Source organism: Flavobacterium riviphilum (assembly GCF_055231795.1).
This window is the reverse complement of sequence record NZ_JBUYSY010000006.1, coordinates 1-23507: the sequence shown is the minus strand read 5'-3', so window position 1 is coordinate 23507 and position 23507 is coordinate 1. Positions and strand designations below refer to the sequence as shown.

The window sequence follows — 23507 nt, the reverse complement described above, 5'->3', positions numbered from 1 at the left end:
CTAAACTACAAGAACCATAAAAATGTAATTGACACATCGAGCACCACTAAATTGTAAATACAGCTCAAAGAATCACATTTATACAATCAATCCTAGGACTGTTTTTGTAAATAAAAATTGATTTACAATAAGTTAATAAACAACCAAGATAAATATGAACTTACCTACAACTATACTAAAAAAAAACAATAATATAACATGGTCCTGTCCTATTGTTACTTTTTTAAATTAATAATAGAATTCAATACAAAATTTTACATAAAAATTAAAAATTGATTTATATTCGCAAGATGAAAGTTTTTTCTAAATTGTCTAGAATTACAGAAAATCACATTAAAAATTGACATATTGAACCAAAAACGAATGGCTTAATTCAATGAAAAAAACATTACTTACACTACTCTTATTTTTCCTTTATTTCATTTCATTATCAGCACAAGAAACACTTGCTGATGGACTTCTTTTCAAGTCTAGAGAAGTTGTTCAAGACCAAAGAACTTCTTTAAATTTAACTCCTATCAACCCTATATTTTTTGATGAGGGTTTCACCTTAGAATTTGAAGCAAATTTTAGAAAGAATGATGGATATTATGGAAATATAGTAAAGATATTAGGAAACAAATCCTGTAATATCGACTTAATATGCAGCGTTGAAGGCGGTATCAATACAGCCACTCCAAGTTTTCTTTTGGTTGTCAATTCCTCCATTGTACACACCTTCAAATGGACAGAAATTCCAAATATTGCCGAAAAAAAGTGGGCTACATTCCAATTAGATTGGCGACCTAGTCAAAATAAGCTCTCATTATCCATCAATGGTAATAAAAAAACGAAAAGTATTAACGGAATTTCAGATTTAAGTTCTTATGAAATAGTATTTGGAAAAAGTAACTTAAAAAACTTTAATACTACAGATGTTTGCCCAATGAGCGTAAAGCATGTCAAAATTTTCGACAACAAAACATTAGCTTACAACTGGATTTTAGGAAAACATTTAAAAAACAACAATGTTTATGATGAAGTAAATAAAACAATTGCCACAGCAACAAATCCAACTTGGCTGCTGGACCAACACATGAAATGGAGTGCCACTAAAACCATCCAATTCGATCACTTATTAGGGTCGACTTATGATGCCACTCAAAGTAAAATCTATTTCATTGATACCAAAGCCATTTACACGTATAATCTTAAAAATCAAAAGTTAGATACTACCTTTTACAAAAATTCTCCTTACCCTTGCCAAGACAATACATTTATTTACAACAAAAAAACTAAAGAAATTTGGTCCTATTCGTTCCAAAAAAGTAAGATTTCTCGTTTCAATTTTGAAAGTGCAGCTTGGTCCGAAAATCCAACTACTTGTTTAGAACCGGATTGGTGGCATCATATTAAACTAATAAACCCCAGCAATGGAAATCTTATTACTTTTGGAGGGTATGGTCATTACAATTATAAAAACACTATCAATACTTTAAACCCCAATACAGGCAAATGGTCCGCAGTAAAAACAAATGCCATTGAACCCCGATATTTAAGTACTGCTGGAATTTACGACACAGATTCCTTTTTATTATTCGGAGGATTTGGTAGTACTTCAGGAAGTCAAGCGGTTAATAGTCATCATTTTTATGATTTATTTCAAGTATCTTTTGCTGATTTTAAAGTGAAAAGGCTATGGAAACAAACAAATCTTGAAAATGCACCTTTTGTTCCTGTCAGCTCTTTAGTTTTGGATCAAAACAAAAAACACTTTTATACTTTAATTTACAACAACAACAATTTCAACACTAAAGCTAAGCTGGCCCGATTTGGTATCAACTCATATGATATGACACTTTATCCAGAAGCAATTCCATATCAATTTTTAGATATCAAATCCAACGCATCGCTATGGTTAGACGAACCAACAGCTAATCTTATTGCTGTTACTACAAACGAAAACACAGTAAATCTTCATACTTTGGCCTACCCGCCTCTGCTTGCCAACGAAGTCTTTCAAGAAGAAGAGTCAAAATGGGGACAAACAGCTATTATCCTTCTTACCTTGCTAAGTTTGGGAGGTGCAGGTTTATATTTATATACTCAAAAGAAAAAATCTAAACTCAGTACTACAACTGCAAACACAAACCATGAGGTTGCTATAGAGCCAACAAGGGAAACTTCAATCACTACAACGATTGAACCTTCATCAGAAGTACCTTTTAACAAAATAAAAAAATCTGCCATATACCTATTTGGCGGATTTGAGGCCTATGACAAAGAAGGTAAAGATATCACATCTCAATTTACCCCTACACTCAAACAATTGTTTCTTTTGATTTTACTATCCAAAACCAAAAATCAAAAAGGGGTTAGTTCATTTAAAATGATTGAAAGTTTATGGCAGGATAAATCCGAAAATAGTGCCAGAAATAATCGCAATGTCAACTTAAGTAAACTCAAAATCCTATTGGAAAAAATTGGAAACATTGAAATTAAAAACGAAAATAATTATTGGTCTATCCAATTTGAGGAAGATGTTTTTTGTGATTACTTTTATGTAGCACATCTAATTCCTGCAATCAAAAATAACACCTTACCTGAGCAAGAAATCAAACCTTTCTTAAAAACCATTGAAGCTGGTGAAATTTGCCCAGATTTTCAAAATGAGTGGATTGACCCATTCAAAGTAGATATTGCCAATAATATCATTGAAGCCTTAGAACAACTAGCTAAAAACCAAACCAATTTACCATTGTTAGAACTAATTGCCAATAGTATTCTAAACTTCGATCCACTGAATGAAGAAGCTATCATCATCAAATGTAAAGCACTTTATGCTATGGGTAAAAAAAGTCTTTCCAAACAGTCTTATGATGATTTTTGTAAAGAATATCATAACTTATTAGAAGCAAAATTCACAATTCCTTTCAAAGATATTGTTTAAGATATCCTTCGGCCTTTCCTAACTGATTCCCTCTAGCTGTACACTATACAGAGAGGGCTTAAGGCTCTAGACAGACTTTCTATTTGAAATAAAAGGAGACACTAATATTCAAATATCCAATTAATAGATAATTATTTGGCAGTTAAGGATAAATTAATACCTTTTTAAGACCATCCTACTTTATTTGTGTTTTATTAAATTAAACACATATGAAACTGTATTACTTCAAATTATTAATCCTTTGTTGCTTTTGGATAGGATGCCCACACTCGAACTTTATAAACGCACAAGCCCTAGATAATACCCAATGGGTCAATCCCTTTATTGGAACAGGAGGACACGGGCATACTTTTCCTGGAGCTACAGTCCCCTACGGCATGGTACAATTAAGCCCTGACACACGTACGGAAGGTTGGGATGCCAGTAGTGGCTACCATTATTCGGACACCTCTATTATAGGCTTTTCACATACTCACCTAAGCGGAACGGGTATTGGAGACTTTGGAGACGTTCTATTTATGCCTTTTTCAGGACAACCCAACCTAACTCCGGGAACCCCAAGCGAACCCGAAAACGGTTACCGTTCTACTTTCAGCCATCTAGAGGAAAAAGCTTCGCCTGGATACTATTCCGTTTTTTTAAAAAAATATGCCATACAAGCTGAATTAACAGCCACTACAAGAGCTGGATTCCACAAGTACACCTATACTAAAAGCGGTCCTTCGGGCCTCATTATCGATTTATCGCATACTATTTTTAAAGACAAAAATCCCGATCATGAAATTCGTATTCTAAATGATCACGAAATCCAAGGGTTCAAAAAATCAGGAGGTTGGGCCGAAGCTCAGCACGTCTTTTTTCACGCAAAATTCAACAAGCCATTCAAAGCAATACTGTACGAAAACGGTAAAGCCTTGCCAAATAAAAAACATGCTCTAGCCAAAAACATACAACTAGTACTATATTTTGACCTTGAAAAAGGAGATGAAATTTTGGCCAAAGTAGGAATATCAGCCGTAGATAATGCAGGAGCTAAACGCAATCTTGAATCCGAAATCCCTTCCTGGAATTTTGCCAGCATACAAAAAAAAGCAAAAAAACTTTGGCAAGAGGAACTTAACAAAATAAATAGTAAAGGTGGAACAGATACTGAGAAAACCATTTTCTATACTGCTTTATATCATACCTCTATTTGCCCGAACATTGCCAATGATGTCGATTTCAGATACCGCAGTATGGACCACACTATAAAAAATTCCAATGGCCGAACTATATACACTGTTTTTTCCTTATGGGATACTTTTAGAGGAAACAATCCACTAAAAACGATACTTGACCCTGTAAGGGCAGGAGATTTTATCCATTCCCTGTTGGTAAAATACGACGAAGGTGGAGCACTCCCAATGTGGGAATTAGCGTCCAATGAAACTGGCTGTATGATTGGGTACCACGCAGTATCGTTAATAGCGGATGCCTACCTGAAAGGGATACGGAATTTTGATTACAACAAAGCTTATAAAGCTATGGTGGATGCTGCTAATTATGCCCGTACAGGGATATATTTCCCTTCCGAAGAAGTCGAAAGAAGACTAATGCCTAAAGGCAAGTTGTACAATGAAATGTATGGCTTCATCCCTTCGAACTTGGAAAATCAATCTGTTTCCAAAGCTTTAGAATATGCATACAACGATTGGTGTATAGCACAGGTTGCAAAACACATGGGAAAAACTCAAGATTATCAACGTTTTACCGAACGATCTAAACGCTACTCTCAATATTATGATAAATCTACTGGTTTCATGAGAGGAAAAAACCTGGACGGCAGTTGGAGAACACCTTTTGACCCGCGCTACTCTGTTCACAATGCCAATGATTATACAGAAGGAAATGCCTATCAATGGAATTGGTTTGTACCCCATGACGTAACCCAACTTATTGATTTAATGGGTGGAAAAACCTCGTTCACAGAGAATCTAGACCAACTTTTTGCCACTAACTCTGAGTTAACTGGAGGAAAAGTTTCCGAAGACATCTCTGGATTAATTGGACAATACGCTCATGGTAACGAACCCAGTCACCACATTACACACCTTTACAACTTTGTGGGACAACCTTGGAAAACTCAAAGTCTTACCCACCAGATCATGAAAACCCTGTACTTTAACAATCCAAACGGACTTGCAGGTAATGAAGATTGTGGACAAATGTCAGCATGGTATGTTTTAAACGCCATGGGATTTTATTCTTTTTGCCCTGGTAACAATCAATACAGTATCAGCCGACCAATATTTGATGAAGTAAATATCAAACTCCAAAACAAACGTACCTTTACTATTAAAGCCAATAACAACAGTGAAAACAATTACTATATTCAAAGAGCAAAACTCAATTCGGTAACTTTAGACACCCCATTTTTTGATCATTTAAAAATTAAGGAAGGTGGAACTTTAGAATTTCACATGTCAAATACACAAAATACAGGAGCATTTGAAAAATAAAAAAACTTTACTCGTAGTGAATAAACCACAAGTAAAGTTAGTTTTAAAACTGTATTCCTATAATAGCATCCCACACTACCTATCCTTACAGAACTGGACGGTAGTGGGGTACTAATAGTTTCATTATACCCCATCCAAGAAGATACGCTACAGAACAAATTGAAAAAACTATAAAGTAACCGGCTTCTACCCCTTTAAATCCGAACAATACCCATTGATACTTTTCCATGTAATCAAACAACATACCCGAACCTTTGTTTATTAATGTAGATCCGATACCACCCGCTAAACCTCCAATTCCTGTAATGGTAGCAATAGTAGGCTTGGGAAACATATCGCCAATACTAGTAAAAATATTTGCAGACCATGCCTGATGAGCTGCTCCGCATACTCCGATAATAACCACCGGGATCCAATAAGAATAATGCCCTAACGGTTGTGCTAAAAGAGCAAGTAAAGGAATAAAGGCAAAAATCAACATGGCCTTCATTCTTCCTTCATAAGGCTGCATTCCTTTTTTAGTAACAAAATAAGTTGGCAACCACCCTCCAATAATTGACAACAAAGTTATCGAATACAAAACAAATAAGGGAAAAGCTGCTGTTGTAGCCTCCATTTGATACACCGAACTTAAATAGGCTGGGGTCCAAAATAAGAAAAACCACCAAACACCATCAGTCAAAAATTTGCCAATTACAAAAGCCCAAGTTTGTCTATATTTCAAACAAGTGCGCAAAGAATAGTGTGTTTTTGTGTCAGACATAGTAACAGCAAAAGGCTCCAATCCATCTTGTTGAATGTACTGTAATTCCTCTTGGGTTAGTTTTCCATTTTCCTCTGGTGTTTCGTAAAGCAGTATCCAAATTGCCATCCATACAAATCCCAATAGTCCAATACTTATAAATGCCATTTCCCATCCAAAAACTCTTGCAATAAATGGTATCGTTACAGGAGCAATCAAAGCTCCAATTGTAGCCCCTGAATTAAATATACTCGTGGCAAAAGCCCGATCTTTTTTAGGAAAATATTCAGCTGTAGCCTTAATGGCCGCTGGAAAGTTACCTGCTTCCCCAATAGCTAAAACCAAGCGAGAAATAATAAACAAGGTAACACTCACCGAGATTACTGAGCCAATATTCCCTATTGTTTGTATACTTTTTTTGGAACCTTCAAAACTTAATTGCCAATCTCCCGTTAGCCATCCGGATGTGATTATACCACAAAACGCATGTAAACAGGCCCCTAAGGACCATATCCCTATCGCCCAAAGAAAACCTTTTTTTGTACCTAACCGATCTACCAAGCGGCCAGCAAACAACATAGAAATCGCATAAAAAATTGAAAACAAAGCCGTAATATTTCCATAATCATTGTTTGTCCAATGAAATTCTGGAGCTATAAAGTCTTTCCAAGTTAATGAAAGGACTTGTCGATCCAGATAATTGATAGTTGTAGCAAAAAACAACATACTGCAGACCACCCATCTATACTTCCCTTGAGCAAAAGGCTGCTTTTTGGTAGTTTCAATTTTTTTTGACACTACAAGGTCACTTATTTCCATACTAATTAGTTTTTATTTTATTGTGCAAAATAGTTTACCGCATTGTGATAACAAATAGCTGCAACCCTGTCTCCTATCAACTGAAAATCATGGGGCAATTCATTTTTTTCCATTTCTTCCCCTAGTACATTACAAAGTATGCGTCTAAAATATTCATGACGAGGAAAGGACATAAAACTCCTAGAATCTGTCACCATCCCTATAAAGTGGGACAATAATCCAAAATTTGACAAGACATCAAGTTGTGCCTCAATCCCTTTTTTTTGATCCAAAAACCACCAAGCTGCCCCATATTGCATTTTACCAACCTGACCATCGTCATTAAAATTCCCTAACATGGTAGCTATCATTTCACTATCTTTTGGATGCAAATTATACACAATGGTCTTCGACAAACATTGAAGTTCACTCAATTTTCCTAAAAAACGACCCAACGAAGGAGCAATGCAGATATCACCTATCGAATCAAAACCCTGATCTGCACCAATACTTCGAAACATAAATAAATTATTGTTTCTTAAAGCACCTATATGAAACTGTTGAACCCATCCCTTAGCATGATTCATTGTAGCTAAGGCTAATAATAGCGAAGTTTGGTATTTTTTGATCTCATCAATAGTCAATGAAACCCCAGAAATTGCCTTTTCAAATATTGTAGCAACCTCTTCAGAAGATGCCACTTCATAATGCAATTCTCCAAGCCCATGATCAGAAATACGACAACCTATAGTATGAAAAAAGTCATGACGTTCCTTTAATGCTTGCAATAACAAATCAAAAGTTTCAATTTTATACCCCACTACAGCTCCCAACTGTAATAACCACGTATTAAAAGCTAAACCTTTATCAATTTCTAATGCTTTATCAGGTCGAAAAGTAGGGAGTACTGGAATTTCAAAACCTTGTTCTTGAAGTCTTAGATGATAGCGTAAATCGTCGGTAGGATCGTCTGTAGTTCCCACAAATCGAACATTCATTTTTCGCAATAAACTCTGAACACTGTACTCCTTTTTTGACAATAAAGTACCTACATGGTGATACACATAATCCGCTGTCTCAGCAGAAAGCAAAATATCCATATCAAAATATCTTTGTAACTCCAAATGCGTCCAATGATACAATGGATTTCGAAGCGTGTAAGGCACAGTAGCTGCCCATTGGCAAAATTTATCATAATCACTTGCTTGGCCTGTAATAAAATGTTCCAAAACTCCATGCGCTCTCATAGCGCGATACTTATAGTGATCACCGCTTATCCAAAGCTGAGTTATATTTTCAAAGTGTCGATCCTCCGCAATATCTTTGGCCGAAAGATGACTGTGATAATCAAAAATTGGCTGATGTTTAGCGTAATCATGATACAGTCTTTGTGCTGCTGCTGTATGCAATAAAAAATTATTGGTAATGAAGGTTGAAGTAGTCATATACTAAAATATACTTTTTTCAATTCCCATAGCTAAACCTCTGAGTTCTGCCAACCCCCTTAAACGCCCAATAGCTGAATAGCCTGGATTGGTTTTTTTATTTAAATCGTCAAGCATTTGATGCCCGTGATCAGGACGCATAGGAATGCATCTGTTGGTTTCTTTTTCTTTTTTCAAAATCGATTTCACTACGGCATACATATCGACATCGCCTTCCAAATGATTGGCTTCGAAAAAATTACCAGCTGCGTCGCGTTGTGTACTTCTTAAGTGAATAAAATGCATTTTGTCTCCATAACGATCTACAATACCTGGTAAATCATTTGAGGCAAGCACACCATAAGAACCCGTACACATGCAAAATCCGTTAGAAGGAGAATCAACTGCTTGTAATAACTCCTTTAAATCGGCCTCAGTACTAACAACCCTAGGCAATCCTAATATAGAGTAAGGTGGATCATCGGGATGTATGGCCATTTTTATCCCAACCTGTTCAGCAACAGGAATGATTTCTTTCAAAAAATAATACAAATTACCTTTCAAAGTAGAAGCATCAATTCCATCATACTGCTGAAGTACATTTAAAAAATCTGATACAGTGTACGATTCCTCAGCGCCAGGTAAGCCTGCAATTATATTTTGTTGCAATTTAATTTTATCTGCATCAGATAAGTGTTCAAACATCGCTTTCGCTTGTGCAATTTGAGATTCGGTATATATATCTTCAGCTCCAGGTCTTTTCAAGATAAACAATTCAAATGCCGCAAATGCTATCACATCAAATCGCAAAGCTTTTGAACCATCGGGCATGGTATAAGACAAATCGGTTCTAGACCAATCTAAAACAGGCATAAAATTGTAACATACGGTATAAATGCCACATGCTGCTAAATTTCTTAAGCTTTGTTTGTAATTTTCTATGAATAATAAATAATCCCCAGTTTGCTTTTTAATATCCTCGTGTACTGGAATACTTTCAATAACTGAGAGTGTTAATCCAGCAGCTTCTACTTCTTCTTTTCTTTTTAAGATTTCATCCACTTCCCATACTTGTCCATTCGGAATGTGATGCAATGCGGTCACTATACCCGTTGCACCAGCTTGAAGGGCATCAGATAATTTTACGGGGTCATTTGGACCGTACCAACGCCATGTTTGTTCCATTTCTATATTTTTTATATTGTATTACACTCCACTATACGCGCTAAAACCACCATCAATTGGAATGACTACACCGGTTACAAAAGAAGAGGCTTCGTCACTTAAATAAAGCGCTGTGCTTATTAAATCTTCAGGTTGTCCAAATCGTCCCATAGGCGTTTGTTCGATAATTGTATTCCCTCTTGGAGTCAATGTCCCCTCAACGGTTGTCAATAAACTGCGATTTTGATCGGTTAAGAAAAAACCAGGTGCTACTGCATTCACTCGAATTCCTACTTTTGAAAAATGAACTGCCAACCATTGCGTAAAATTAGACACTGCAGCTTTTGCCCCACTATAAGCGGGAATTTTTGTCAATGGAGTATAGGCATTCATAGAGGAAATATTCAAAATACTACAGCCCTTTTTGCCAATCATATCTTTTGAAAAAACTTGTGTAGGCAATAACGTTCCTATAAAGTTAAGATGAAAGACAAACTTAATTCCCTCTGCATCCAAATCAAAAAAAGTTTTGAACCCCTCCGTAGTATTTTCTAGGTCATCTTCCGTTAAAAACGAATTCGAGGTAGTTCCCAATGGATGATTCCCTCCTGCACCATTTATCAAAATATCGCAAGTCCCTAACTTTGCATTGATCTCATTTCGTGCAGCTTCTAATGATGCTTTCTCCAAGACATTGGCAACAAATCCAAATGCTATGCCACCTGATGCATTAATTTCATTTGCAATGGCATCTGCTGCTTCCTTTTTCAAATCGACAACTGCAATTTGATACCCTTGTTGTGCAAAAGCCTTGGCTAATGCACTACACAATACCCCTCCAGCCCCTGTAATTATAACTGTTTTCATGTACTTATTTATTTTTTATTAATCGAATTTGTTGCAAAAGAGTTTGTGTTGATTTAGTGAGTCCATCAAAATCTCGAGCCTCCAAAAGAGAGGTGCTAATTAATTGACTCCCCATACCTACAGCAACCACTCCTGCATGAAACCATTCCTCAAGATTAGCTTGCCCTGGGGTCACTCCTCCAGTTGGCATAAAGTGTAAATCTGGAAACAATCCTTTTACTGCCATCAAAAATGAGGGCCCTATACAATTACCTGGAAATAACTTGATCAACTCAACTCCCGCACGTTCAGCGGCACCAATTTCTGTTGGCGTCATACAACCCGGACTATACAAAATCCCTTCCCCTTTTAAGTAAGTAGCTATTTCTGGAACAAATCCCGGACTTATTACAAAATCAGCACCTAACGTTATGTAATCTTGCGCTTGATATAAATCTTTCACCGTACCAATTCCTAAATACAAATCTGGCATCATTTGATTCTTAACTTCCATCATTTTAGCAAAGTTTTGACTAGCCTTTGCGCCCCTATGTGTATATTCTACCGCACGAATTCCTGATTTATACAAAGCTTTTAGTACCGCTATAGAAATCGCGGCATCGTCGTGATAATATAGTGGCAATAGCCCTTGTTCTGTTAAAACACTAAGTATTTTGTTATTAGTTTTCATTATTTCATTTACTATTGAAATTACTGCCTACTTTATCTTGCTACACGGCTACCTGTAGCCCCATGCATTAAATCAAAAACGTCCTCTTGGGTAGCCCAATTAAAATCACCAACAATGGTATGCTTTAAAGCACTTGCTGCAATGGCAAAATCCACCGTCTTTTGTGGAAATTCATACCATGAACCAATCCCATGGATCAATCCAGCCATATAGGCATCACCAGCACCTATACGATCCACTATTGGCATTATACAATGCTCGGTCGACTCATACATTTGTTTCCCATCCCATAATACAGCACTAATTACATTTGAAGAGGCCGTAGCATTTTTACGTTGGGTGCTAGAAACTACTTTTAATTTTGGAAACTTTTGCTTCCATAAAGCAAACACATCGTGAACACTAGCATTAGCCTCAACCTTTACCCCTAATACCGGTTCAGAATCTTCAATACCTCCTAATAATACATCACAATAAGTAATCAATTCAGGTATGATTTCGGATGGACGAATGCCATATTGCCATAAGGTTGGACGATAATTGAGATCTACAGATATGGTAAGACCTAATTCATGAGCGACTAAAAGGGCTTCTTTGCATAAACAAGCCAAATCTATAGATAAAGAAGGCGTAATACCTGACCAATGAAACCAATCCGCATCTTCAAATATAGTTCGCCAATCAATAGTCCCAACACTAAGATTTGAAAAGGCGGAATGGGACCTATCATAAATTACCTTACCTGATCGTATTGAAAATCCAGGCTCATAATAATATAAGCCCATTCTACCTACTAAAGATTGATTTGATATTACCATCCCAGTTTGTTGCAATTGTCGTAAAGCTTTCTCCCCAAGTATAGATTGAGGCAAAGCAGTTATCAATTGAGTATCCCAGCCAAAACGTGATAAAGATGCCAAAACATTGGCCTCTGCTCCACCAAAACCTATATCAAAAGCATTCGTTTGTGCTATTTTCAATTGCGAGGGTGGCGTTAATCGCAATAATATTTCACCTAAACTTATAATTTTTTTTGTCATATTTTATTTATTCGTGTGCGCACACGTAATACAAATATAGAAAAAAATGTATGCAGTACAACTATTTGTTAATAAAAACAAAATAAAAAGATGAAAAAAAAATATACTATTTTTACCAAGTCTAACCATAAAACCATTTAGCCATTATCACTATTAAAAAAATAGCCGAATTAGCTCAAGTTTCTGTCGGAACCGTAGACCGTATTATCCACAATAGAGGCCAAGTAACTCCAGAAAACATTGAAAAAGTAAACGCAATTATCAAAGAATATGGCTATGTCAAAAATGTAATGGCTAGTAATTTGGCTCTTAACAAGAAATACCGATTCGCCATTTTTTTACCCAAAAGTGATCGAATTGAATATTGGAAAGAACCTATTAAAGGGATTCAAAAAGCAGCTCAAGAATTAACTGTAATGGGAGTTCTTTTAGAATATTACTATTTTGATTTTAACGAAGTAGCATTTATCGAAACTGCGCAAAAAGTATTAGAAGCTGAACACGACGGCTTAGTTTTGGCCCCTATTTTTCAAGAAGCCTCCCAATCATTCTTACTAGAGTATCAAAACAAAAACACGCCAGTTGTCTTGATTGACTCCAATTTAACTGAAATAAAGAATGTTTTTTATGTGGGTCAAGATTCTCTTAAAAGTGGTTATCTCGCAGGAAAACTTATTGGATTTGGCTTGCATACTAATGCTCATATTCTAATATTAAAGCTAAAAAGCCTTAAGGAAAACACTAACAGAAATAATGTGTTCATACAGCGAATTCAAGGATTCAGAGATTACTTTGATGAAAAAAAACCAAATTTCAACCTTGTTTTATCAGAAACCAATTCCATAATTGAATCCAAAGATATACTTACTCCTGCTCAATTTGAAGGCGTTGATGCAGTATATGTTCCCAATTCAAGAGTACATATCGTTGCTCGTTTTTTCGAACAACACCATATTACTGATGTAAAGTTAATAGGTCATGAACTTTTAAAAGAAAATATCGAATTCCTTCTAAAGGAGCGAATCGATTTTTTAATCCATCAAAAACCAGAAGAACAAGGCTATACAGCCATTCAACTGCTATATAAAAAATGCGCAAACAAAGAAGATAACACAGAAGTATTACCTATACCATTAGAAATTATTGTGAAAGAAAATTTATACATCAACAACATCAATACACATTGAGTATTGTATTTGTTTTATTGTATTAAAAAAAAAATCCATTCGCCGAAAACGAATGGATTTCTTATATAACTGCCTACTACTAACTGTAAACTGAATACTTAAAAACCTAAGCTTCCATATCTACTGTAGTGCGTGCGGCAATTTCTTTATACGTACCGTTAACTAGTTTCTCACGAATGGCTTCGAAAGCAGCCAAAGTTTCTGCAATATCTTCTAAAGTATGCGAAGCCGTTGGAATCATACGCAACAAAATAATACCTTTCGGGATTACTGGATAGACAACAATCGATAAGAAAATACCATAGTTTTCTCTTAAGTCGTTTACCATCACCATCGCTTCTGGAATGCTTCCTTCTAAGTAAACTGGCGTAATACAAGTATTTGTATCTCCAATATTAAATCCTCTTTCTTTTAATCCGTTTTGTAACGCATTTACGTTTTCCCACAATTTATCTTTAATTGCAGAAGATTCACGTAACAACTGTAAACGTTTTAAAGAACCAATCGTCTGAATCATTGGTAATGCTTTGGCAAACATTTGAGAACGCAAGTTGTACTTCAAATAATCGATTACATCTTTATCTGCCGCTACGAAAGCACCAATATTGGCCATCGATTTGGCAAACGTAGAAAAATACACATCAATTCCGTCTTGACACCCTTGCTCCTCTCCTGCTCCAGCACCTGTTTTTCCAAGCGTTCCAAATCCGTGTGCATCATCAACCAACAAACGGAAATTGTACTTCTCTTTCATTGCAACAATTTCTTTCAATTTTCCTTGTTGCCCACGCATTCCAAAAACCCCTTCGGTAATGAACAAAATTCCTCCACCTGTTTCTGTCGCCATTTTAGTAGCACGTTGCAGGTTTTTCTCCATACTCTCTAAATCATTGTGTTTGTAGGTAAAACGTTTCCCCATATGCAAACGCACCCCGTCAATTATACAAGCGTGTGAATCTACATCATATACAATGATATCATTTTTAGTCACCAAAGCATCGATGATAGACACCATTCCTTGGTAACCAAAATTCAATAAATAAGCCGATTCTTTCATCACAAAAGCAGCCAATTCTTGCTCCAATTGCTCGTGGTATTTCGTATGACCACTCATCATTCGCGCTCCCATTGGGTAAGCGGCACCAAATTGAATAGCGGCATCGGTATCTGCCTGACGCACTTCTGGGTGATTTGCCAAACCTAAATAGTCGTTCAAACTCCAGTTCAATATATTTTTCCCTTGAAATTGCATTCTAGGTCCCAATTCTCCCTCTAGTTTTGGAAAAACAAAATACCCTTCTGCTTGAGAAGCCCATTTTCCTAAAGGACCTTTATTGCTTTGGATTCTTTCGAATAGATCTTTTACCATTTTATATCAACTTAATACTTTATTATTTAATAAGCGACAAAAATAATTATTTAGCTTAAACCACCACTGTCAATTCTCTTTTATTTTGCTTAAAAAATTGATTTCAAAAGAGTCCAAACTACAGTTCATCGCTTTTGCGTCACTAGTCAGAGGTTTTGCTGTACCAACATAAGGGAGAATACCTTAAACTTTGTATCTTTGAACACAAACCGATAAAGCATGTCAAACAACACTCAAGAGTTAAAAATAGCAGTACTGATTGATGCCGATAATGTTCCGTATAGCAACATCAAAGGCATGATGGAAGAAATTACCAAATACGGCACCCCCACCACCAAACGTATTTATGCCGATTGGACTAAGCCCAATTCTAATGGTTGGAAATCCGTTTTACTAGAACACGCCATAACTCCTATTCAGCAATACAGTTATACTTCGGGCAAAAACTCCTCGGATTCTGCCTTAATTATAGACGCTATGGATTTGCTATACTCCTATAAAGTGGATGGTTTTTGCATCGTCTCAAGTGACAGCGATTTTACACGATTGGCTATCCGACTAAGGGAGTCCGGTATGAAAGTGATTGGCATGGGCGAAAAGAAAACGCCAAACGCCTTTATTGTTGCCTGTGATCGATTCGTCTTTATAGAAGTTTTAGAAAGTGGCACCAAAAAGAAAAAACCTAAAACCGTCTCGACTACTACTTCGGACACCAAAAAAGTAACTGAAAAAGAGAAAACGATAAAAATTGACGACCCTACCATTGATTTGATTGAAGATGCCATAGATGCTATAAGCGATGATGATGGCTGGGCTTTTTTGGGCGATGTTGGCAATTTAATTGTCAAAAACAAACCTGAATTTGACCCCAGAAGTTACGGTTTCAACAAACTCACCCCTATGCTTAAATCCTTGACCGATATTTTAGAAATTGACGAAAGAGATTCGGATAAAAAAGGGATTAAACATGTCTACGTTAGGCTTCGTTACTAAAACTATAAAAAACGGCATCTCGTATTAGTGATGCCGTTTGTTTTAAACTTATATTACTTCTCTTTTAAAGTGCTCAAATAATTTTCGGGAAGAAATTCAACCTTACCCGTTTTTAGATCATACACTGCTCCAACTACTCTCGTACTATCATCCTTAGTAGACTTTGTCAAAACAGGCTCTAAATTTTTCAACTGCTCTACTTGCATCGCTACATTAATTTTCACTGCATTTTCAATCTCATCCCCGTGTTGGTGTTTGGCCAATTTTGCTGCAGGTTTTATCGCATTAACTAACGTCACCACATGACCTGGAACTTCAGGCAACTTGCATGCTGCCGCCACTGCTCCACACTGCGTATGTCCCAAAACCACAATCAATTTGGCTCCTAAAACTGCATTCGCAAATTCAATACTTCCATACGAGGCGTAGGACGAAACTTGTCCAGCCGTTCTCACTATAAATAAATCTCCCAACCCTTGATCAAATATGATTTCACTAGGTACCCTTGAATCGGAACAACCAACAATAACCGCAAAAGGTTTTTGCCCAGAAGCCAATTCTTTAATGCGATTTACATCTTGATGCGGTTTAATACTTTTTCCAGCTACAAATCGTAAATTACCTTCTTTTAAAGCTTCCAAAGCTTGAGAAGGCGAAACTTGCCCATAGACACTTGTTACAAAAAGGATCGTGACTACCCCTAAAAATGCATTTAATTTTTTCATATGGCTTTATTTATTTTTATTCGGCAAAGCTAAAACATAAATACATATAAACATATTTAATGTTTTTCATATTTATTATTAATTATTTTTATACACAAAACTACTCTCCTCCTATTATATGTTTAAAAAGTAAAAACAATACCTTTGAACTAAAAAATAAAAATGAAAATCGTATTTGCTACCAACAACGCCAATAAAATCAAAGAAATTCAAAGCATGCTTCCTCATTCTATTACTATTTTGAGTTTAGAAAGCATAGGTTGTCATGAAGAAATACCCGAAACCGCTGATACCATAGAAGGCAATGCTATCATGAAAGCCAATTATATTACCGAAAAGTACGGTTACGATTGTTTTGCCGATGATACCGGTTTAGAGATTGAAGCGCTCCATAATGCCCCAGGTGTATATTCGGCTCGATTTGCTGGACCACAACGATCCTCAGAAGACAATATGAATAAAGTACTTCAATTGCTGGAGCTGCAAAACAACCGAAATGCCCAATTCAAAACCGTGATTTGTTTGAACCTTTCGGGCCAGCAATATGTATTTCAAGGTATCGCCAAAGGCAGTATCACCAGAGAAAAAAAGGGCACGGATGGGTTTGGCTACGATCCAATTTTTCAACCAGAAGAATATCAAAACACCTTTGCTGAGATTTCGTTAGAGGAAAAAAACAAAATCAGCCATAGAGGAAAAGCCACACGAGCTTTACTTCAATTTCTACTCTCAACTCATTAACAATCAAAAACCTATACAATTACCTAATATTTATCATTGTTTTTCTTCCGGTTTTAGCATAAAATCGCTTTTTAAAATTAGAAAATTTACAATTCAAAAACATAACTTTCTGAATATCAAAACAAAATAAATCCATAAAACTTAAATTTGCATTAGTTAATTTGGGAAATTAAGAGTAATTTTGCGCCCTATTTTAAAAACATATAATGAACAAATTTGAACAATTAGGATTGAATGAATCGTTACTGAAGGCGATTTTAGATCTAGGATTTGAAAATCCGTCAGAGGTACAGGAAAAGGCGATTCCCCTATTATTGGAAAAAGACACGGATATGGTTGCGTTGGCTCAAACAGGGACTGGGAAAACAGCAGCTTTTGGTTTTCCGCTAATTCAAAAAATTGATGCCGACAACAGAAATACACAAGCATTAGTTTTATCGCCAACACGAGAACTTTGTTTACAAATCACAAACGAACTTAAAAATTACGCTAAATACGAAAAAGGTATACATGTCGTTGCGGTATATGGTGGTGCCAGTATTACAGAGCAAGCGAGAGAAGTTAAAAGAGGAGCACAAATCATTGTAGCCACTCCAGGTAGAATGCAAGACATGATTAATAGAGGTTTAGTAAACATCAAAAATATCGACTATTGCGTTCTTGATGAAGCGGATGAAATGTTGAACATGGGATTCTATGAAGACATTTGCTCTATTTTATCGGACACTCCAGATGAAAAAAACACTTGGTTATTCTCGGCTACTATGCCACAGGAAGTAGCTCGAATTGCTAAACAATTCATGAGTGAGCCTTTAGAAATTACTGTAGGTGCCAAAAATTCAGGATCGGCTACCGTATCACACGAGTTTTATTTAGTAAACGCAAGAGATCGTTACGAAGCTTTAAAACGTTTGGCCGATGCCAATCCGGATATTTTCTCGGTGGTTTTTTGTAGAACGAAGAGAGATACGCAACAAATTGCCGAAAAACTTATCGAAGACGGTTACAATGCTGCTGCCTTACACGGTGACTTATCGCAAGCTCAACGCGATGGCGTTATGAAATCTTTTAGAGGAAGACAAATTCAAATGCTAGTAGCTACCGACGTAGCGGCTCGTGGAATTGACGTTGATAATGTTACGCACGTAGTCAACTATCAACTTCCAGACGAAATCGAAACCTACAATCACCGCTCAGGTCGAACTGGTCGTGCTGGTAAGCTAGGAACTTCTATCGTTATTATCACCAAAAGTGAATTGCGTAAAATTTCGGCTATCGAACGCATCATCAAACAAAAATTTGAAGAGAAAACTATTCCTTCAGGAATTGAAATCTGCGAAATTCAATTGTTACACTTGGCTAACAAAATCAAAGAGACCGAAGTAGATCATGAAATTGACAACTATTTACCGGCCATCAACGATGTGTTAGAAGGATTGACCAAAGAAGAATTGATCAAGAAAATGGTTTCGGTTGAATTCAATAGATTCTTGAACTATTACAAGAAAAACAGAGATTTATCTCCTCAATCTGCCGGCGGTGATCGTCGTGAGCGAGGTGATAGAGACGCAGCTCGAGGCAATGCTGGAGGTGGCGCTACTCGTTACTTTGTGAACATCGGTTCAAGAGACAATTTTGACTGGATGTCATTGAAAGATTTCTTAAAAGAGACACTGGATTTAGGCAGAGATGATGTATTTAAAGTGGATGTTAAAGAAGGGTTTTCTTTCTTCAACACCGACGCTGAACATACCGACAAAGTAATGGACATCTTGAACAACATCCAATTAGAAGGACGTCGTATCAATGTGGAGATTTCTAAAAACGATGGTGGCGGAAGACGTGATCACAACGGAAGAAGCTCTGGTGGTTTTGGTGGCAGAAGTGGTGCTCCGAGAAGAGAAGGCAGTTTTGCCCCACGAAGAGAAGGCGGCTTTAGAAGCGACAGAAACGCTGCTCCAAGAGAAGGTGGTTTCCGAAGCGAAAGAGGAAGCGCTTCGAGAAGAGAAGGTGCATCGGACAGAGCTCCAAGAAGATCTGATAATTTTGGAGACAGTCCAAGACCAAGAAGAACAAGAAGAGACTAATTATTTTTGTTAATTTTCTTATAATTATATTTGAAAACTACAAAATATTAATTCGCGATTTACTATTTTTAGTGCTTTAAAATCGTGTATGAAATATTTTGTAGTTTTCTTTTTTATCTCACTATCATTTATAGGTTTTGCCCAAGAAAACCCTACTTCTCTTAAAGTAACTGGCACCATTGTAAACGATAGTAATGACCAGCCTTTATCCTATGCCAACATTATCAACGTTAACAAAGTTAAGGGTACTACAACAGACACTAAAGGTAATTTTGAGATAGAAGTTTCACAAAGCGACACCTTACACGTATCCTTATTAGGTTTCCAATCCATCAAAGTGAGGGTAACCAACGACTGGCTGAAAACCAAAAAAACAGTCATAAAACTTACCGAAAAAGCCATCGCCTTAGAAGAAGTTATCATTCGACCTTTTAACTTAACCGGTTATTTAGAAGTTGACTCCAAATTAATTCCCACTAAAGAAAATTTCAGATACAGCATTTCTGGGCTTTCTCAAGGTTACGAGGGCGGACACTACTCTCCTGATGCCTTTGGAAAAGTTTTGGGTTCTATATTTAATCCCGCCGATATGTTATACAATGTTTTTGGTAACAAACCCAAAGAATTAAGGCGTTTAAAGGAACTCAAAAAAGACGATACCGTTCGTAAAGCCTTAGAGTCCAAGTACGATCGAGAAATGATAGCCACCCTTTTAGGTATTGAGTTGACCGAAATACCCGAAATATTAAAGCGTTGTAATTATTCGGAGGCTTTTATTCAAACCGCCAATGATTTACAAATCATGGATGCGATTAGTGGTTGCTACGAAGAATACAAAATACTGAAGAAAAAATAATTAATGTTCCAGTTGCTTGCGTATTTTTTTTATACGCTTTGTGGCTTTTTTTACCGCTTCTTTTACAGCAATTTCACTGAAGGGTTTGATTACAAAATCTGCAGGATTATAATCTGTAGCTTTAAAGAAATACCCTGGAAAAGCTGTTGCGAAAACAATTTGAAAATCAATAGTTTCAAATTGATCTAAAACTTCAAAGATTTGCTTTTCTCGCATATTAATATCCAAAAAAACGATATCGGGTTTCTTTGCTAATAGTTCAGAATAGACGGTCTCGATCGTTCTAGCAACACCAACAATCTTAAGTTTTAAACAATGCGTGGAAATAATTTTCTTTAAAATTTCTATGTTGATTGATTCATCATCAACGATTACAACAGAATATAGGTCCATAAAAAAGTAAGGAATAATAAGTGGTATTTCATTCTAAATCGTTTTTAAATATAATTAAAAACGATATCAAAAAAACAAGATAAATTTACTTTTATCAAGAACTTATTGTTAATAGCTCACAATAACCAGATAAAACTAGAAAATAGAATTTTATGAAAGGATAATTTTGTAATCTAAAATCTTGTGCTACTTTTGCTCCTCAAAAAAACAATACAATTGTTTTGAAAAAAATCGGCGTATTTCTTTTAACTTTAACTTTGCTCTTCCCTATTTTTGGGAATGTAGTGGTATACATCCAATTTAAAACCAAGCAAGAGCAAATCATCAAAACCATTTGTGTACAACGAAAACTTGTCAACAATACTTGTAATGGTCGTTGTGAACTACAAAAAAGCCTAAAACAATTTGATGAGAATGAAAAAAAAATGGAAAACATCCTGAAAGAAAAAGCAGATTTCATTTACCTTCTTCATTCAACACCTACATCATTTGCAAGTAACACTCCGATAACTTCAACAACCAAGTTGAACGTTTTTCATACGTCTGGAGAAACCATTTCCAAAACAAATTCAACGTTCAGACCTCCCTCCTTTTTAGTATAAATTACTTTTATTTTCAACCTTTTTGAATGTAAATTCAATGACTACCTCATTGAAAAACACTTGTTGTTTAATTTATACTAACAAAAAGTCAATGCTATCTTATGTCTATCCAAAATTCTTAAACAAATAAGAATTGGAAGATGCTATTTGCTTTGACTTTTAGCTAAAACCAAATGAAAAAATATATAACAGCCTTATTACTAATAGGGCAAATCGCTATTGCGCAAAATAAAACCGAAAAAGACAGCAGCAAAACTCAAGATTTAGAAACCGTTTTTGTTACCGCCAACCGTACCGCTACCCAACGTAAACAAACCCCAACGGCCATCAGCAAACTAACCGCCAAAACGATAGACGAGGCTAAAGCCGTTGCTGTATTCGAAGTAATCAACAAAATACCTGGTGTATTGATGGTCAATTTAGGGAACGAGCAACATTCTATGGCGATTCGTCAACCTATGACCACAAATGCCTATTACTTATACCTTGAAGACGGATTACCTATTCGCCCCATGGGAATTTTTAACCACAATGCATTACTAGAAATCAACCAATTCAACCTTCAAAACATTGAGGTAGTCAAAGGACCAGTTTCTTCATTGTATGGACCTGAAGCTGTTGGCGGAGCCATCAATTTAATTTCAAAAAAACCAACGTTAGACCCAGAGTTCAAATTCGGAATCCAAGCCGATCAATGGGGCTACCACCGTATTCAGGCTATGGCGAGTGCAACGGTTGGCAAAGTTGGTTTTCACATAGCAGGAATTTCAAGTTTGCAAAAAAACGGCTGGATGGCTTTCTCTGATTACAACAAAGACAACCTGAATGCCCGTATCGACTTCAACATCAGTCCAAAAACTCGATTAATCGGTACTATGATGTGGGGTAAATATTATTCGGATATGAGTGGAAGTGTAAACGAAGATGCTTTTTACAAGAGAACCTACAAAAGCACCACCGATTTCACTTATAGAAAATCCGATGCCTTACGAACTAAAGTGGCACTTGAACACGATTGGAATGACAACTCAAGTAGTGCCTTGACGGTTTATTTTAGAGATAACAAATTAGGACAAAATCCTTCCTACTCTATTCGTTGGACCGCAGGAAAAACTACAGCAACAGGTGAAATCAACTCTAACAATTTCAAAAGTTATGGCGCCATTGCACAACACACCCAAAAACTATCCTTTTGGGATACCAAAATTGTAGCGGGTGTACTTTATGACTACTCTCCAGTAACCTATTGGGCGTATAGAACCGAATTAAAAGCCAACTTAAACCCTGGTGGATTAACAGTAAACAATTTCGAACAAATCGCAGAAAGACCAGACATCAAATTAGTGGACTACACAGCTGACATTTACAACTCTGCCGAATATACTCAAATTAGTTTTAGTCCAATTGAACAATTGGTGCTTACAGGAGGCTTACGTTATGACAATATGAAGGTTGATTATAACAATGCTCTCGATAAATCCATCGGAACCAAAATATACGACAAAGTAACCTTCAAAGCTGGAGCCAACTTCAATCCTTCTACCTACTTTGGGTTTTATGCTAATTATGCACAAGGATTTGCACCTCCAGGAATCACATCTATTTTTAGAGCGAAACCAGGAACAGGCGGAACCACTGGTAAACCCGCTGAGTTTTACTATAATCTTGAGCCAGCTACTTTCGACAACTACGAAGCTGGTGGTTGGATAAATGTTCTAAAAAACAAATTGTATTTTGATTATGCTATCTACTATATGGATGGCAAAAATGAACTGTTAAGCATCCGTCAACCAGACAATTCAACCGATTTTCAATCTGCAGGAGAAACAAGACACAAAGGAGTTGAATTTGGTTTCAGCTACAAACCTTTGGAGCAATGGCACATTCGATTTGGAGGAACTGTTGCTGAGCACACCTTTATCAACTTCAAAGTATCGGATAGACCAACCGATCCAGTAAAAAACATAGATGGCAAAGAAATGCCTCAAGCTCCAAGATGGTCTGGAAACGCAGAAATCAGCTATTATCCAAATTGGTTACCTAATTTTAGAACAGCTCTAGAATGGCAATCGGTAGGAAGCTATTACCAAGACCAAATCAACACGGTAAAATATGCAGGTTACGATATTTTCAATTTTAGATTGGGCTATCACTACAAATCCCTTGAATGCTACGGAAACATAATGAATTTGACCGATAAATTATACGCCTTTAATGTATCTCGTGCCAATCTAAGCACCTCACAACCGTCGTATACAGCCGCCGCACCTAGAACCTTCTTAATAGGATTACAATATAATTTTTCATTAAAAAAATAATTAGGAGCTAATCCCGTCATCCGCTGTATCTTTTGGGGCGAACCCCGCCCCAAAAGGATGCCGCTACTACCCTACCGTCTGGACACAAATATTTATATTTGAAA

The 23507-nt window shown here is 36.4% G+C and carries 18 protein-coding genes; 9 read left to right on the top strand and 9 right to left on the bottom strand.

Translation table 11 applies throughout. From position 1 onward, the window contains the following. Positions 1-376 precede the first annotated feature (376 nt). Positions 377-2929, top strand: coding sequence for a hypothetical protein (locus tag ACZIX2_RS07845; RefSeq protein WP_463339537.1), 2553 nt, complete (start codon positions 377-379; stop codon positions 2927-2929). A gap of 209 nt (positions 2930-3138) precedes the next feature. Further along, positions 3139-5427: a GH92 family glycosyl hydrolase gene (locus tag ACZIX2_RS07840; protein WP_463339536.1), complete on the top strand. Its 2289-nt coding sequence runs from the start codon at positions 3139-3141 to the stop codon at positions 5425-5427. Positions 5428-5512: 85 nt separating this feature from the next. On the opposite strand, the gene ACZIX2_RS07835 is transcribed toward ACZIX2_RS07840, so the two are convergent. From ACZIX2_RS07835 to ACZIX2_RS07810, 6 genes are all read right to left on the bottom strand, one after another. Then, positions 5513-6895: an MFS transporter gene (locus tag ACZIX2_RS07835; protein ID WP_463339644.1), complete on the bottom strand. Its 1383-nt coding sequence runs from the start codon at positions 6893-6895 to the stop codon at positions 5513-5515. 110 nt (positions 6896-7005) lie between these two features. Next, a complete protein-coding gene (uxaC, locus tag ACZIX2_RS07830) occupies positions 7006-8412 on the bottom strand; it encodes a glucuronate isomerase (protein WP_463339535.1) in 1407 nt (468 codons plus the stop codon). Between the two features lie 3 nt (positions 8413-8415). After that, on the bottom strand, positions 8416-9576 hold the full coding sequence (gene uxuA / locus ACZIX2_RS07825) for a mannonate dehydratase (protein ID WP_463339534.1): 1161 nt from the start codon (positions 9574-9576) through the stop codon (positions 8416-8418). A 21-nt stretch (positions 9577-9597) separates the two neighbouring features. Beyond that, on the bottom strand, positions 9598-10422 hold the full coding sequence (locus ACZIX2_RS07820) for an SDR family oxidoreductase (RefSeq protein ID WP_463339533.1): 825 nt from the start codon (positions 10420-10422) through the stop codon (positions 9598-9600). Positions 10423-10426: 4 nt separating this feature from the next. Further along, a complete protein-coding gene (locus ACZIX2_RS07815) occupies positions 10427-11092 on the bottom strand; it encodes a bifunctional 4-hydroxy-2-oxoglutarate aldolase/2-dehydro-3-deoxy-phosphogluconate aldolase (protein WP_463339532.1) in 666 nt (221 codons plus the stop codon). Between the two features lie 32 nt (positions 11093-11124). Then, a complete protein-coding gene (locus ACZIX2_RS07810; protein WP_463339531.1) occupies positions 11125-12132 on the bottom strand; it encodes a PfkB family carbohydrate kinase in 1008 nt (335 codons plus the stop codon). A gap of 143 nt (positions 12133-12275) precedes the next feature. On the opposite strand from ACZIX2_RS07810, the gene ACZIX2_RS07805 reads away from it, so the two are divergent. Continuing rightward, complete coding sequence (locus tag ACZIX2_RS07805; protein WP_463339643.1) at positions 12276-13319, top strand: LacI family DNA-binding transcriptional regulator; 1044 nt, start codon at positions 12276-12278, stop codon at positions 13317-13319. A gap of 106 nt (positions 13320-13425) precedes the next feature. On the opposite strand, the gene ACZIX2_RS07800 is transcribed toward ACZIX2_RS07805, so the two are convergent. Continuing rightward, positions 13426-14688: an aminotransferase class I/II-fold pyridoxal phosphate-dependent enzyme gene (locus ACZIX2_RS07800; protein WP_463339530.1), complete on the bottom strand. Its 1263-nt coding sequence runs from the start codon at positions 14686-14688 to the stop codon at positions 13426-13428. 219 nt (positions 14689-14907) lie between these two features. On the opposite strand from ACZIX2_RS07800, the gene ACZIX2_RS07795 reads away from it, so the two are divergent. Then, positions 14908-15681, top strand: coding sequence for an NYN domain-containing protein (locus ACZIX2_RS07795; protein ID WP_463339529.1), 774 nt, complete (start codon positions 14908-14910; stop codon positions 15679-15681). Between the two features lie 53 nt (positions 15682-15734). Here ACZIX2_RS07795 and ACZIX2_RS07790 read toward each other — a convergent pair whose 3' ends face one another. Then, entirely contained in the window at positions 15735-16406 is a 672-nt protein-coding gene (locus tag ACZIX2_RS07790) for a carbonic anhydrase (protein ID WP_463339528.1), read from the bottom strand. Positions 16407-16568: 162 nt separating this feature from the next. Between ACZIX2_RS07790 and ACZIX2_RS07785 the strand changes: the two genes are divergently transcribed. The 3 genes from ACZIX2_RS07785 to ACZIX2_RS07775 all read left to right on the top strand — a co-directional run bounded on the left by ACZIX2_RS07785 (position 16569) and on the right by ACZIX2_RS07775 (position 20090). Further along, positions 16569-17147, top strand: a complete 579-nt coding sequence (locus ACZIX2_RS07785; protein ID WP_463339527.1) for a non-canonical purine NTP diphosphatase — start codon at positions 16569-16571, stop codon at positions 17145-17147. A gap of 206 nt (positions 17148-17353) precedes the next feature. Then, on the top strand, positions 17354-19234 hold the full coding sequence (locus ACZIX2_RS07780) for a DEAD/DEAH box helicase (protein WP_463339526.1): 1881 nt from the start codon (positions 17354-17356) through the stop codon (positions 19232-19234). Positions 19235-19322: 88 nt separating this feature from the next. Continuing rightward, on the top strand, positions 19323-20090 hold the full coding sequence (locus tag ACZIX2_RS07775) for a carboxypeptidase-like regulatory domain-containing protein (RefSeq protein ID WP_463339525.1): 768 nt from the start codon (positions 19323-19325) through the stop codon (positions 20088-20090). Here ACZIX2_RS07775 and ACZIX2_RS07770 read toward each other — a convergent pair whose 3' ends face one another. Beyond that, the gene (locus tag ACZIX2_RS07770) at positions 20091-20483 is read right to left on the bottom strand and encodes a LytR/AlgR family response regulator transcription factor (RefSeq protein ID WP_463339524.1); all 393 of its coding nucleotides are present in this window, start codon (positions 20481-20483) and stop codon (positions 20091-20093) included. It lies immediately after the preceding gene. A gap of 221 nt (positions 20484-20704) precedes the next feature. Between ACZIX2_RS07770 and ACZIX2_RS07765 the strand changes: the two genes are divergently transcribed. Then, a complete protein-coding gene (locus ACZIX2_RS07765; RefSeq protein WP_463339523.1) occupies positions 20705-21085 on the top strand; it encodes a hypothetical protein in 381 nt (126 codons plus the stop codon). Positions 21086-21258: 173 nt separating this feature from the next. Then, positions 21259-23403 carry a TonB-dependent receptor gene (locus ACZIX2_RS07760; protein WP_463339522.1) on the top strand — a complete coding sequence of 715 codons (2145 nt, stop codon included), beginning with the start codon at positions 21259-21261 and terminating at the stop codon, positions 23401-23403. Positions 23404-23507: the final 104 nt, after the last annotated feature.

Bases quoted from the DNA above. Each gene is read 5' to 3' on its own strand.
- ACZIX2_RS07795 (WP_463339529.1), top strand. From the start codon at position 14,908: ATGTCAAACAACACTCAAGAGTTAAAAATAGCAGTACTGATTGATGCC.
- ACZIX2_RS07845 (WP_463339537.1), top strand. From the start codon at position 377: ATGAAAAAAACATTACTTACACTACTCTTATTTTTCCTTTATTTCATT.
- ACZIX2_RS07800 (WP_463339530.1), bottom strand. From the start codon at position 14,688: ATGGTAAAAGATCTATTCGAAAGAATCCAAAGCAATAAAGGTCCTTTA.
- uxaC (WP_463339535.1), bottom strand. From the start codon at position 8,412: ATGACTACTTCAACCTTCATTACCAATAATTTTTTATTGCATACAGCA.
- ACZIX2_RS07835 (WP_463339644.1), bottom strand. From the start codon at position 6,895: ATGTTGTTTTTTGCTACAACTATCAATTATCTGGATCGACAAGTCCTT.
- ACZIX2_RS07820 (WP_463339533.1), bottom strand. From the start codon at position 10,422: ATGAAAACAGTTATAATTACAGGGGCTGGAGGGGTATTGTGTAGTGCA.
- ACZIX2_RS07785 (WP_463339527.1), top strand. From the start codon at position 16,569: ATGAAAATCGTATTTGCTACCAACAACGCCAATAAAATCAAAGAAATT.
- ACZIX2_RS07780 (WP_463339526.1), top strand. From the start codon at position 17,354: ATGAACAAATTTGAACAATTAGGATTGAATGAATCGTTACTGAAGGCG.
- ACZIX2_RS07840 (WP_463339536.1), top strand. From the start codon at position 3,139: ATGAAACTGTATTACTTCAAATTATTAATCCTTTGTTGCTTTTGGATA.
- ACZIX2_RS07770 (WP_463339524.1), bottom strand. From the start codon at position 20,483: ATGGACCTATATTCTGTTGTAATCGTTGATGATGAATCAATCAACATA.
- uxuA (WP_463339534.1), bottom strand. From the start codon at position 9,576: ATGGAACAAACATGGCGTTGGTACGGTCCAAATGACCCCGTAAAATTA.
- ACZIX2_RS07815 (WP_463339532.1), bottom strand. From the start codon at position 11,092: ATGAAAACTAATAACAAAATACTTAGTGTTTTAACAGAACAAGGGCTA.
- ACZIX2_RS07775 (WP_463339525.1), top strand. From the start codon at position 19,323: ATGAAATATTTTGTAGTTTTCTTTTTTATCTCACTATCATTTATAGGT.
- ACZIX2_RS07790 (WP_463339528.1), bottom strand. From the start codon at position 16,406: ATGAAAAAATTAAATGCATTTTTAGGGGTAGTCACGATCCTTTTTGTA.
- ACZIX2_RS07810 (WP_463339531.1), bottom strand. From the start codon at position 12,132: ATGACAAAAAAAATTATAAGTTTAGGTGAAATATTATTGCGATTAACG.
- ACZIX2_RS07760 (WP_463339522.1), top strand. From the start codon at position 21,259: ATGAAAAAATATATAACAGCCTTATTACTAATAGGGCAAATCGCTATT.